Annotated in this window: 14 protein-coding genes; 5 read left to right on the top strand and 9 right to left on the bottom strand. The window is 64.2% G+C overall.

All coding sequences use genetic code 11. From position 1 onward, the window contains the following. Positions 1–362 (bottom strand): hypothetical protein (locus ACYVHQ_RS14230; RefSeq protein WP_460514155.1); only part of this gene is annotated, 362 nt, incomplete at its 3' end. A gap of 211 nt (positions 363–573) precedes the next feature. Here ACYVHQ_RS14230 and ACYVHQ_RS14225 point away from each other — a divergent pair. The 5 genes from ACYVHQ_RS14225 to ACYVHQ_RS14205 all read left to right on the top strand — a co-directional run bounded on the left by ACYVHQ_RS14225 (position 574) and on the right by ACYVHQ_RS14205 (position 4,263). After that, positions 574–906, top strand: a complete 333-nt coding sequence (locus ACYVHQ_RS14225) for an ArsR/SmtB family transcription factor (RefSeq protein WP_460514153.1) — start codon at positions 574–576, stop codon at positions 904–906. After that, positions 903–1,511: a cadmium resistance transporter gene (locus ACYVHQ_RS14220; RefSeq protein ID WP_460514151.1), complete on the top strand. Its 609-nt coding sequence runs from the start codon at positions 903–905 to the stop codon at positions 1,509–1,511. Before ACYVHQ_RS14225 ends, ACYVHQ_RS14220 begins: the two co-directional genes overlap by 4 nt. Before the next feature lie 29 nt (positions 1,512–1,540). Further along, positions 1,541–2,029: a signal peptidase II gene (locus tag ACYVHQ_RS14215; protein WP_460514149.1), complete on the top strand. Its 489-nt coding sequence runs from the start codon at positions 1,541–1,543 to the stop codon at positions 2,027–2,029. A gap of 768 nt (positions 2,030–2,797) precedes the next feature. Beyond that, entirely contained in the window at positions 2,798–3,376 is a 579-nt protein-coding gene (locus ACYVHQ_RS14210; RefSeq protein ID WP_460514147.1) for a DUF305 domain-containing protein, read from the top strand. A 203-nt stretch (positions 3,377–3,579) separates the two neighbouring features. Beyond that, a complete protein-coding gene (locus ACYVHQ_RS14205) occupies positions 3,580–4,263 on the top strand; it encodes a DUF4396 domain-containing protein (protein ID WP_460514145.1) in 684 nt (227 codons plus the stop codon). A gap of 80 nt (positions 4,264–4,343) precedes the next feature. Here ACYVHQ_RS14205 and lnt read toward each other — a convergent pair whose 3' ends face one another. From lnt to ACYVHQ_RS14165, 8 genes are all read right to left on the bottom strand, one after another. After that, positions 4,344–5,870 carry an apolipoprotein N-acyltransferase gene (gene lnt, locus ACYVHQ_RS14200; RefSeq protein WP_460514143.1) on the bottom strand — a complete coding sequence of 509 codons (1,527 nt, stop codon included), beginning with the start codon at positions 5,868–5,870 and terminating at the stop codon, positions 4,344–4,346. A gap of 35 nt (positions 5,871–5,905) precedes the next feature. Beyond that, complete coding sequence (locus tag ACYVHQ_RS14195; RefSeq protein WP_133739143.1) at positions 5,906–6,106, bottom strand: hypothetical protein; 201 nt, start codon at positions 6,104–6,106, stop codon at positions 5,906–5,908. A 68-nt stretch (positions 6,107–6,174) separates the two neighbouring features. Then, positions 6,175–7,122, bottom strand: a complete 948-nt coding sequence (locus ACYVHQ_RS14190; RefSeq protein ID WP_460514141.1) for a cytochrome c oxidase assembly protein — start codon at positions 7,120–7,122, stop codon at positions 6,175–6,177. A 1-nt stretch (position 7,123) separates the two neighbouring features. Beyond that, a complete protein-coding gene (locus ACYVHQ_RS14185; protein WP_056260048.1) occupies positions 7,124–7,588 on the bottom strand; it encodes a DUF3093 domain-containing protein in 465 nt (154 codons plus the stop codon). Between the two features lie 14 nt (positions 7,589–7,602). Further along, positions 7,603–8,340, bottom strand: a complete 738-nt coding sequence (locus tag ACYVHQ_RS14180) for a cytochrome c biogenesis CcdA family protein (RefSeq protein WP_056260046.1) — start codon at positions 8,338–8,340, stop codon at positions 7,603–7,605. Then, positions 8,337–8,942, bottom strand: coding sequence for a TlpA family protein disulfide reductase (locus ACYVHQ_RS14175; RefSeq protein WP_133739147.1), 606 nt, complete (start codon positions 8,940–8,942; stop codon positions 8,337–8,339). Before ACYVHQ_RS14175 ends, ACYVHQ_RS14180 begins: the two co-directional genes overlap by 4 nt. After that, the gene (locus tag ACYVHQ_RS14170) at positions 8,939–10,861 is read right to left on the bottom strand and encodes a cytochrome c oxidase assembly protein (protein ID WP_148053699.1); all 1,923 of its coding nucleotides are present in this window, start codon (positions 10,859–10,861) and stop codon (positions 8,939–8,941) included. Before ACYVHQ_RS14170 ends, ACYVHQ_RS14175 begins: the two co-directional genes overlap by 4 nt. Continuing rightward, positions 10,858–11,529: a copper resistance CopC family protein gene (locus ACYVHQ_RS14165; RefSeq protein ID WP_460514138.1), complete on the bottom strand. Its 672-nt coding sequence runs from the start codon at positions 11,527–11,529 to the stop codon at positions 10,858–10,860. Before ACYVHQ_RS14165 ends, ACYVHQ_RS14170 begins: the two co-directional genes overlap by 4 nt. Position 11,530 lies beyond the last annotated feature (1 nt).

Raw genomic sequence — 11,530 nt, 5'->3', positions numbered from 1 at the left:
GGCTCGTCACGCGACCGGTAGCTCTCGAACGCCACCGCACTGCGGTCGTTGCTCGCCGGATCACGCACCCCGGAGGCTTCGACCCACAGAGTCCAGTTCCACCGCGTCCGGACGCCAGGCTGCAACGCGCCTTCGCCGACGACCAACAGCACGTCCGTGCCGGCGGGTGAAGACTCGAAGTCTGCGCCCGTGAATGATCGGACCGACGACGTGAGGCCTCTCGCGCTGATCTCCCGAGCTAACTGACTGCCCATGTCCGAGAGATGCTCGCCAGCATCGCCATCCACAGCCACGATGCCTCCACCGGACGGAAGCTGACTCAGCATCTCGGAAACCAAGTCATGGATGACGGTGTTGCTCATGATGCTTTCTCCTGCTCACTCGTTCGTCGAAACGGAAAAGGGAGTCGGCGGCCGCCGACTGATGCGGCTGCACGAAGCGGTCGCGAACCTGATGCAACCACGAGCATGCGCCGACGTTCAGCCCTGTAGAAGCGCGTGCTTGGAGCGCCCGATAGGGGATCGTCTATCGAGACAGTAGAAGCACATCGACGGTAAGGGATATCATCGGCTTGTGCCGATCATAGAAGAACTAACTGCAGCGGTCTCGCTGTTCCATTCGCTGGCAGACCCGAGCCGTCTGCTCATCCTGCGCCGACTCAGCCAGAGCGAAGCGCGTGTCCGGGATCTCACTGATGAACTCGGTTTAGCCCAGTCCACTGTTTCTGAGCATGTTGCCTGCCTTCGAGACTGTGGCCTTGTCACCGCTCGCGCCGAGGGGCGGCAGAACTTCTACTCAGTGGCCACACCGGAAGTCCTCGACGTCCTCGAATCCGCCGAGCAGCTCCTTGCCTCTACCGGGCACAAGGTCGACTTGTGCACGACTTACGGAAGTCAGACCCGATGATCGGCACCATCGTCGCCGCGGTCGGTCTTTTCGCGGCCACCAACATCGACGACCTCGTCGTCCTGACCGTTCTCTTCGTTGCCTCGGCACGAGGCTCTCTGCCCGGGTGGAAGGTCGTTGCCGGCCAATACGCCGGGTTCGTGACCCTCGTCGCCATCAGCGTGGTGGCCGCCGCCGGGCTCACCATCGTTCCGGATAAATGGGTCGGATTCCTCGGCCTCATTCCACTCGCCATCGGCATCTACGGTCTCGGTCGCACCCTTCGGCGCCGAGGCGATGATGACGACGACAATGACGCAATTTCCGCAGTTGGTCTCCTAGGAGTCGCCGGCATCACAATCGCCAACGGTGCCGACAACATCTCGCTCTACACGCCCGTGTTCCGGACAAATCCTGTGCAGGACACCGTCGTCACAATCATCGTGTTCCTTGTCCTGGTGGCGGTGTGGTGCCTCATCGCTCGCTTCATCGGAACGAGCAAAACCGTCAGTGAGCTGCTCGAAAGAGTCGAGCACTGGCTCGTGCCCGCAGTGTTCATTGGCCTCGGGCTCTACATCCTGATCGAGTCCGGCGTGCTCATTCGGCTCGTCGAGGCCCTGTCGTGACGGCCGGGGGGCGGGTCGCCGGTGCAGTCGTGATCAGTGCGGCTGCGTTCGTTCTTGATCAGGTGTCGAAGGCGTGGGCGCTGTCGTATCTCGGCGCAGAGCGTCAAATCGATTTAGGACTCGGCGCAAGTCTCCGGCTCGTGTTCAACCCCGGTGTCGCGTTTGGTCTCGGGGGCGAGTTCGGCCCAGCCCTGACCGTTGGCATCATCGTGATCGTTGCGGCCCTTGCCGCCTGGGTCCTTGTTCGGGCGCTGAAGGGAAGAGGGACGTTTGCGACGTTCCTTCTCGCGGTCGTTCTCGGCGGAGCCATGGGCAACGTTTGGGACCGCATCTCGCGAGCGGACAAAGGCCCCTTGTCTGGTGAGGTCGTCGACTTCATCGCGATCGACTGGTTTGCCATCTTCAATGTCGCCGACATCTTCACCACAGTCGGTCTCATCAGCTTCGCGGTTGTATCCGTGGCGTCCGGTTCAAAGCCCACCTCTCATCGAGCGTCTGGCACACCTCCGACGGTCTAAGAGGCAGGCGAGCACACGCCGACCATGTGCAATGCGCGAAGAGCAGCACGAGTCGCCAGGCGAGGTGTGGTCGCACCTATGCGTCAGCCTTGGCATCCAGGCGTCGCTGTACCGATCGGGTACCTCCCCTTGTGCCAGGTGCCAAATGCTGCCAGGGCCAGGGCGAACCTCGGAGACTGCCACCAAGAGTTTCAACGCTTCCAGGTTTCCCGAAGCAGGAAGCACACGACTTGTAAACTCGCGAACGAACTAACCTCAGGAGATCGCATGCCCGCCGTCCACGCCCGATCCCCGCTGGGCCTTGGGCGTTTGGGTATGGCTGTCCTCTTGATTTTTGTGCTTATCGGTAGCGCATTACTGATGCATACGCTCGCGGGCCCTGCCGAGGGGTGCCCTCCTTCCATGGCCAGCCATCACACCGAGACCGAGAGCGCGCATACTGCCTATGCAGAAGCTGCCCCCGTCGCTTCCTCTGCGATGCAGGACGACTGCACGATGCTCTGCGCAATCATGGGCATGGCCTGCCTCGTGGTCCTCGTCCTGTTCGCTTGGTCAGCAACCTGGCGACGTCAGACACGTGCGTTGTTCACCCTCTCCAAGACCCTCAACACACGCCCGATTGCCCCGTCCTTCACGCTTCCACGTCTGACACCAGACTTGACACAGCTGAACATTCTCCGCATCTAAACGACCCTTGGGGATCGCTCCCCGCATGAGACCCGCGATCGCGTCACCGCGTCGTCACTTTTCTCACCCCAAGGGACAACTATGAACCGCACCAAAACTCTGCTCATCAGCGCCACGGCCATCGTCGCCACCCTCACTCTGGCTGGTTGCGCCGACACTGCCGGTAACACTTCCTCCGATAGCTCTTCGTCGTCGGAGTCAGCTGTCTTCAACGACCAGGACGTCATGTTCGCCCAGATGATGCTCCCGCACCACGAGCAGGCCGTGGAGATGAGCGACATGTTCATCGCCAAGGGCGACAGCGTCGACTCCGACGTTCTCGCTTTGGCGGAAACGATCAAGGACGAGCAAGGCCCCGAGATCGACCAGCTCACCACGTGGCTGGATGACTGGGGTCAGGACACGTCCGCGTCGATGGATCACTCCATGGACGGCATGATGAGCGAATCCGACATGACGGCTCTGGACGACGCCGAGGGTGCTGAGGCGTCACGGCTGTTCCTGGAGCAGATGACCGAGCACCACAAGGGCGCCGTGGACATGGCGCAGCAGGAAGTCGACGGCGGGGAGAACCCGGACGCAGTCGAGATGGCGAAGAACATCGTCGAGACCCAGGCGGCACAGATCGATCAAATGGATGCCCTCCTCAGCTCTCGTTAAAGCCGGCAAAAAAACGGCGCACTAGGCGACTCACATTGCGACCGCATCGGTGGCTTACGAGCCTCCGAGAAGCGGTTCGTTGACCTTGTTCCGGTTTGACGAAGCCCTCATTTGGCCGTGCCTTGGCGCGTGATCTTTGAGGCACCCCTAATTCTCACCCCCTTACAGAAAGACCTTTAGTCATGAATGGTGACATGTCCTCTATGGATCCCCTTTTCCCCGCCTGGGTGACACCCGTTTCCTGGTTCTTCGTTGGCCTCGGGGTGATCAGCGCAGCCGTTGTGCTGCTGCAGATCATCACCCGAGGGCGCCACCAGCGAAAGCAAGACCTAGCCATGAACGTCGTCTGGCCGGTAGCTGCTCTGTTCTTGGGCCCAGTTGCAATCTGGGCCTATAACCGATGGGGTACGACCAACCCTGCGCGGCCGAACTCAGGGCCGAGCGATGACCAAGAGGCCGCACAGACGATTGCAGGTAGCGCACCTGGGGGAGCAGCAGCAACTGTCGGTCACTTCATTGGCGTGCCACTTGTGGTCGCTAGCGGCCTCACCATTGCCGGCACCAACCTCTGGGTGCTCATCATCGTCATCGCCGCCCTAGCGATCGGCCTCCTCTTCGTTTTCGAATACGCCGTTAGCTCCAGTGCTTCCGGAGGAGCCGGGAAGAGAAACATCGGCGTCATGGTCATCACCGCCACCCTCACCGTTTTGGCATTCGACATCGGAATGGGGGGATGGATGCTTTTCATGCACTTCGGAAACTTCATGCCTTCTCCGACCGACGTCCGGTTCTTTTTCCTCATGCAGGTCGGTTTGATCCTCGGACTTGTCACCGCCTACCCAATGGTCAAAGCGCTCCTCCGTCGACGGGCGGCAGCCACCTCATAACTCTGGGACGGAACTGACGCCCCACCAGGAGCTGTCACAGGAAACGCAACCGTTGCTCACGGATAGACACCTTGGTGTGTTTAGGGCACGTTTCTGTGGCAGCTCCGCGAGGTTAAGCGCGGTCTATGGAGCACGAGAAACGCGCCGATAAGTGACCCAAAGCCCAGAACGGCAAGAGCCGTTTCGATTTCTCCACCCCAGCGTGCGGCGGGTGTTACCGAGTTTGCAAGCGGCACATCAGCGATGAGGGCGCCAGGAGCGTGCCACGGCAACTCCTTCGAGATTGACCCGTCGGGAGCGATCACCGCGCTGCGCCCCACGGTGGAGATGTTGACGACGCTTCGCCCCAGTTCGATGGCACGGATCTGGGCGATAGCGAGTTGCTGGGCGCTTTGGTCGGAGCGTCCGAAGTCGGCGTTGTTGGACGACGAGAACAGCACCTGGGCCCCTTCGGTGACGGACTGGCGGAGTACGTCGTCGTCGACGATGTCGAAGCAGATGCTTATGCCTACGGGAACTCCAGAGATGTCGAAGATGGGGTCGGTTGTCCCTGGGGTGTAGTCGCGAGCGACCATGTCGACCAGGTCAGGTGCCAGGGATCGCCAGAACGCCCGGTCGGGGACATACTCCCCGAACGGGACGGGGTGCTTCTTGTCGTAGAAGTCGACAGGGCCGGCGCCTGGCTCCCATTGGATCTCCGTGTTGTAGGTCTTTCCGTCACGTTCCGTGATGGCCCATCCGATCAGGGGCGCAGCGGTTGCCTGGGCGATCGCATCGAATGTTGCAGCCGTGTCGTCGTCATCGAGGGGGCTTCGGTCCGTGGCGCCTTCGGGCCAGAGAACAGCATCGAGACGTTCATCGAGAAGGGGCGTGGTGGCGTCTACTTGGGCCTGGGTGAGGTCCCCGGGGTTGCTGTCGTCGAAGTAGCCCGCTGGGCCATTCCCTTGTACAGCGCCCACCCGCATTGTCCCTGTCTGCGCGAGGGGCCACGCCGGCAGACCCACGAGCATGGCGGCCGCGGCCACCGGTGCGATCCATTGGCCGGGGTGTCGCAGCGTTCTGGTGCTGACGATCTGCAGAATCATCGCGACAACGAGGACCATGACGAACCCGACACCAGATATCCCTAGCCACGCGAAGGACTCTCGGAGAGGGCTGGTGGATTGTGACATCGCGGCCCGACCCCAGGAGAACCCGCCGTACGGCCAGGTGCTCGACACCGCCTCACGGGCACACCACACCGCCGCCACCACGGCAGGGACTCCGAGGCAGGCTCCCCACGGGCCTGGCCACAGTTGGGGGAGCCATCGATACGCCAGGGTGATTGCCGTGCATCCCGCAGCGAACAGCAATGCCTGCAAGAGAACTAGCGCGGTGATCGGGACGGGCCCGAGGAAGAGCGCTACCCACTGAATGTGGAAGCCGTAGAACGAAACGCCTGCGACAAGCCCGACAGAGAACGCTGCCCCTGCGCGTCGTCCGGGTAGGGCCGCCAGGATCAACCCGATCCCCAGGAAGGCTAGAGGCCACCAGTTCTTGTCGGGAAAGGCGCCATCAAGAACGGCTCCGCCTGCCGCCGCGGCCGCGAAAGCAGCAGGCAACGGCATGACCGCGGGAGCCGTCGATACCTCGACTGGCGGCCTCATGTGCCGTCGGGGTTTTCTGGCGCGTCGCCACGTCGCTGCGCGGCCCGCTCGCGTTCTTCTTTGTCGATCGCTGCGTAGGCCTGCCGTTCGTTGCGGTCGGCGCGCACGAGTGCCCGGACAACGAACCAGAAGATGAGCCCCACCACCAGGCTCGGGACGACGGAGAAGATAGCTGAGCCCCAGAACGATTCAGGCATGAGTGGCGTCCTTCGTTGTGACGGGTGGATGAGGGAGGCACAGGGCCCTTGCCGGTGGCGGAAGCGTTCTAGTCATCTCGGCCACCACGGTTGATAGTCCTGAGGTAGGCGTTGTAGTCGTCGAGCTCGGTGTCGCCCTCGACGTCGGCCCGTCTCGCCGCTCGTGCGGCTTTTCGGGTGTCCTGGCGCTGCCAGCGGGCAAGGCTGACGAGAAGGATCGCCACGACGGGGAGTTCCCCGTACGTCCACACCAGGGCACCGGCGAGCTGCTGATCGCGGAGGGCATCAATGCCAAGGCTGGGGGAAGGGGAGCTGAACGCTGCAACGAGGGGGCTGCTGCTGAAGATGAGGGTGAGGCCGAAGGCGGCGTGGATCTGCATCTCGAGGAACGCGTCGAAGACCCGAATGACGTAGGACGTCTGTCGAGGCAGCGGGTCTGTGGACACCAGGGGAACCATGATCACCACGCCCACAGCGACGAAGCCGATTTGCAGGGCCGCTCGTCCCACTTCCGTGGCGAGGAGCGCGTCGATGGCGCCGGTCAGGTAGAGCCCGAACAGCGGAACCAGCAGCAGAGGGAACACGGCGATCGGGTTCACGACTGCACGGGCGAAGCTCGATCTGAGCGACCCGACAGCTGCCCGAAGTGCGACAAGTCCTACGCCGTGCCGGGGCAGGCCGCGCAGGAGCACCGTTCCTGGTCGTCCGAGGATGAGCAGCGGCGGCACGATCATCAGCAGCGTCAGCTGCTGGAACATGAACGCCGAGAACAGTTCCAGGCTGTAGGTCTGCACCCCCGTTGCGGTGACCAGGACGATGAGTACGCAACCCAGAACGAACACCGCTGCCTGTCCGACACCAGGGCCACGCCGGCCAGGAGCAAGGGCCCGGTCTCGGCGTCGAGCCCGGCGAAATAGGAGCACGTAGCCGGCTGCCAACAGGGCGGCGCCGATCGCGACAGGGGACACCGGCCCCTGGGCCCAGCCCAGCAGAACGGCGAGGTCAAGTGCCGGCATCTCAGGCGCCCTCCTTCGAGCGGGTCACCGTGGCCAGGGCTGCCGCGAGTTCGTCGGGGTGCCGGGTGGACACAAGCCAGTACGGTGCCGGGTCTGTCTCGTCGAGAAGCTCGATCTTCACCACGGGATGCACCCACCCCCGGAACAGCGTCCACGCCCGGGCGTCCAAGCGGGGCCCGCGTTGTTGTGTGGCGTCTCCGCCGGTGTAGGTGGTGATGGTCCCGATCTCGTCGGGTGTGAGGCGGGCGGGACCGGCGAAGAACCCATCTGGCGTGACCTGGACGACGGGCGAGGTGCCGATGAAGGCTGCGACAGAGCCGAGGTAGAGCACGGCCGCGACGATGATCCCGGCGGTGACGTTGATGGGCAGGAACACCAAGAAGGTGGCGGGGATCACGAGCACGATCGCGAGGTAAAACGCCGGCGAGGGGGTGAGTCGTTCGCGGTGCAGAGGGAGGGAAGTCATAGGTTCCTGGTCGGTCAGAGGGGCAGGACGAAGCCGTTGATGAGGCCCTGGAGCTGGTAGATCAGGGCGGTCCAGATGCCGGTGGCCATGGCGATGCCGACGGCGATGAGGACGGCGCCGCCGGCGAGGTTGATGGCGCGGATGTGGCGTTTGACGAACGCCACAGATCCGGTCACCCAGGACAGGCCCAGGGCGACCAGCACGAAGGGCAGCCCGAGACCTATGCAGTACGCCAACCCGAGGAGGGCCCCGCGTCCTGCGGAGCCACTGCTGAGGCTGAGAGCGGAGATCGCGGCAAGGGTCGGCCCGAAGCAGGGGGTCCATCCCAGGCCGAAGACGACTCCGAGAAGCGGTGCGCCGGCAAGGCCGGTGACGGGCCGCCACCGCGGAGTCAGGGAGCGTTGCAGGAAGCTGACCTGCCCGATGAATACCAGCCCCATCAGGATCACGACGATACCGAGGATGCGGGTGACGAGGCCCTGCCACTGGATCAGCCACACGCTCAGCGCCCCGAACAGGGCCCCGTAAGCGATGAACACCGCAGCGAACCCCGCCACGAACAAGCCCACTCCGATCAGGAGACGTCTTTTGCCTGTCTTCGCGGTGGGGTCGGCAAGACCCCCGACGTAACCGAGGTAGCCGGGGACCAGGGGTAGAACGCAGGGGCTCACGAAAGAGACCAGCCCGGCCAGGAGGGCGATCGGGACGGCAAGGAGGAGCTGGCCGTCGAAGACGGTGTCGGCGAGGTTCACGGGGTCTCGTCGAGGACGGTGGTGATGAGGGAGTTGAGGATGGATTTCTCGGCTCGGCCGGTAATCCGGGCGGCTGCCCGGCCCTCTCGGTCGACGACGATCGTGGTGGGAACGGCGTTCGGGGACACCTGGCCGGCGAAGGCCAGCTGCACGGCGCCGTCGTTCGCGTCGATAACGGACGGGTAGGTGATGTCGAACCGCTTGGCAAAAGCAACCGCGGTGTCCGCTTGATCGCGGATGTTCACTCCGATGAAGGAGACGTCTTGGTCCTGGTACTGCTGGTGCAACGCTTCAAGATCGGGTGCTTCGGCTCGGCACGGGGGACAAGCGGCGTACCAGAAATTGACCACCATCACGTCGCCGTCGTAGTCGGCTGAGTCCAGCGGTTCGCCGAGGTCCGTGGTGCTGGTGAAGGAGATCGGTTCACCCCTGTTGGCCGGAGGGATCTCCACCACGGTGCCGTCGCCGCCGATGTAGTTCTTCGCGGACCCGTCCGCGTACTGTTCCGCGACAGAATCGCTCGAGCCGCAACCCGACGTGACGATGGCCACCGTGGCGACCAGCGCGGCGGCGACAAAGGTTCGGATGGTGTGATGTGTCATGAATGTGAGTCCTCCGAAGTAAGGGACGGGGTGGCGGCGCGGGGCCCGGTGAGAGCACGGAGGGCCAGGACTGCCGCGGTGAGAGCTGTGGTGGCGGCGCTGATGAGGAGGATGACGCTCCCGAGGCGCTGATCGGCGTCGGCGGCGGGGTGTCCGCCGGGGTTCATCGTCTTAAACCAGTCGAGCATCACGGTCGACCCCAAAAGAGTCACCGCGGTACCCGCAAGAGCACCCGCGGCGAGGCCGCCGATCAGGGCGATGTCGCCAGCTCTGCGGCCGGTCAGTGCCCGTCGGAGAGCGGACCCCAGCACGGCGCCAGCGACAACGACAGCCGTCAGGACGACGACACGTCCGAGGGGCTCAGTCACCGCCCAGCGCATGCCCGCCGGGATCATGGCCAGCACCACGGTCACCAGCACGACCAGGCCGACCCCGAGCGGGCTGTCGTCGAACAGACCCAGGGGCCGGCGAAGGAGGAACGTGGCCCACTCTCGGGGGCCTCTCGTCCCGTCTTCTCTGAGTCTGAGGGTCGCTAGAGCAAGATGCCCCGGGCGTCCCTGAGCGATGCAGGCCCCCGCGAGCAGAAGCGCCACGATCGTCAGTACGTAGGAGCTGAGGAGGTACGTGGCGTAGATCGACAGCGGCCCACACGTCACCCACAGGACGACGAGCAGGCCCGCTAGGAAGGGCGCACTGCGATGCCACGACCAGGGCGTCCCGGCCCGGCGTTGCGCACGGGTGGCGAGGAGGTAGGTCGCTGCGGAGAAGATGATGAGGAGGAGCCAGAAGGGATCTGGTTGACCTTGGAACACGGTGACCCAGCTCGGCGGTGCAGGGAAGACCGACCCGGTGAGGGATTCAGCCGCGGTCACTGGACCCGTCTCGTAGATCTCTTGCTCAGCGCCAGGAGGCGCGGTGCGGGCGAGGACGCCGGCAAGACCGGACGCGACACCCATGAACGTGACCTCCACGGCAGCTAGAGCCCAGAAGAGACGCGTTCGGCCGGTGTGGATGTGCGGCAGCAGCCACGTGCGGAAGAGGGCAGCGAGGATGCCGGCGAGGACCAACACAACGACCTTGCCGAGGACGATGAGGCCGTAGGAGGTGGTGGTGAGCGTTGCGGGGTCGGTGATGCGGATGGTGGCACTGACGAGGCCCGAGAGTGCCACGGCGACGAAGGCCGCGAACGCGATTGCCGAGTAGCGGCGGAGGACGACGGGGAACAGGTGGCCGGGGAGGGTTCGTCTGAGCCAGACGAGGGCGACGAGGCCGCCGACCCAGATCGAGGCGAACAGGACGTGCATCAGGATCGACACAACCGCGAGGTTGTGGGACGCCGAACCCGCTGCATGCCCTTGCTGGGCCAGAGGTATCAGGGCCAAGGCGCTCACCCCCGCGAGGGCTGCTGCGTGTCCGGGGGAGTGGGTGAGTGACGCCCACACGGTGACGAGGACTGCTGCGGCAATGGTGGTCGTCCACGCCTGGCCGAGCTCGATGCCGGTGCTGTAGAAGGAGAATTGCGACCAGAAAGCGGCAGTTCCTGCTTCGTTAAGGGGAACGCCGCTGATGTTGGCGAACGTGAACACGCTGGCAACGAAGCCCGCGATGGCCCAGACAGCAGCTGAGCTGCGCAGCAGGCGGAACAGGCTTCGCCGTGAGGGCTCGTGAACGGGGACGGCGGCGGCCAGGAGGAACGCAGTACCCAACGCGATCGCGGCCGCACTGTTGCTGATGGTCTTGCTGACCGCATACCCAGACCTGACGATTTCTCCTGGGTCCACGATCAGCACGATTTCGCTTGATTTCACCGCCACCAGCAAAACCGCGACGGTCGCCAGGGCCGCAATCGCGGCCACAACCAGGGTGATTCCTGGTCGGGGATTGCTCGTGATGCGGCGAGCATGAAGTGGCGTGCTCACTCCTCAGTGCCAGCTGTCTCCGGGGCCGCCATCTCGGCCTTCTTCCGGCGGCGGGCTCGAAGGAGGCGGACCACGATCAAGGGAATCAACATCAACGCAGCGAATGTCGTCACCCCAATGATGAGTGGAATGCTGTTGGTCGAGGCGGGCCCAGCGGCCGTCTGAGTCGGATCTGGTGCCGTCGGTTCTGCCGTGGCGGAGGGCGAAGCGGCGGGTGTGCTCGCGGCGGGGGCCGGTGTCGTAGGGGCAGCTGCGGCGACGGGGCCGGCGTAGGTAAAGGTGTAGGTGCCGGAGATGGTGTGTCCGTCACTCGACACGCTCTGCCACGTCACGGTGTGGAGACCTGCCTCGGTGACCTCGACGGGAACAGAGAGTGTTGTTCCTTCCGCCACGGGGGCGCCTGCGGTGATGGAAGTCCCGGCGGGGTCGGTGACGTTCAACGCGATGGCGTTCGCGAACTCAGCCAACGGTGTTTCCGAGAATGTCAGGGTCACCGAGGACAGTTCGGTCGTCACGGTCTCATCAGCCGCGGGAACTGCTTGGGCGAGTGCGTCATGGGCGGCAGCGGGCCGAGCGTCCAGGACGGCGAGGCCAGCAGCGAGGCCAGCAGCGAGGGCGAGCATGACGAACAGTGCCGTCACGAGGTTTCGAAGAGGGGGGAAGGTCATG

Source organism: Frigoribacterium salinisoli (assembly GCF_054781095.1).
This window is presented reverse-complemented; position numbering and strand designations above follow the sequence as displayed.

What these genes read in the sequence shown, in the direction of transcription:
- ACYVHQ_RS14220 (WP_460514151.1), top strand. Translation starts at nt 903, where the DNA reads ATGATCGGCACCATCGTCGCCGCGGTCGGTCTTTTCGCGGCCACCAAC.
- ACYVHQ_RS14210 (WP_460514147.1), top strand. Translation starts at nt 2,798, where the DNA reads ATGAACCGCACCAAAACTCTGCTCATCAGCGCCACGGCCATCGTCGCC.
- ACYVHQ_RS14205 (WP_460514145.1), top strand. Translation starts at nt 3,580, where the DNA reads ATGGATCCCCTTTTCCCCGCCTGGGTGACACCCGTTTCCTGGTTCTTC.
- lnt (WP_460514143.1), bottom strand. Translation starts at nt 5,870, where the DNA reads ATGCCGTTGCCTGCTGCTTTCGCGGCCGCGGCGGCAGGCGGAGCCGTT.
- ACYVHQ_RS14195 (WP_133739143.1), bottom strand. Translation starts at nt 6,106, where the DNA reads ATGCCTGAATCGTTCTGGGGCTCAGCTATCTTCTCCGTCGTCCCGAGC.
- ACYVHQ_RS14190 (WP_460514141.1), bottom strand. Translation starts at nt 7,122, where the DNA reads ATGCCGGCACTTGACCTCGCCGTTCTGCTGGGCTGGGCCCAGGGGCCG.
- ACYVHQ_RS14185 (WP_056260048.1), bottom strand. Translation starts at nt 7,588, where the DNA reads ATGACTTCCCTCCCTCTGCACCGCGAACGACTCACCCCCTCGCCGGCG.
- ACYVHQ_RS14175 (WP_133739147.1), bottom strand. Translation starts at nt 8,942, where the DNA reads ATGACACATCACACCATCCGAACCTTTGTCGCCGCCGCGCTGGTCGCC.
- ACYVHQ_RS14165 (WP_460514138.1), bottom strand. Translation starts at nt 11,529, where the DNA reads ATGACCTTCCCCCCTCTTCGAAACCTCGTGACGGCACTGTTCGTCATG.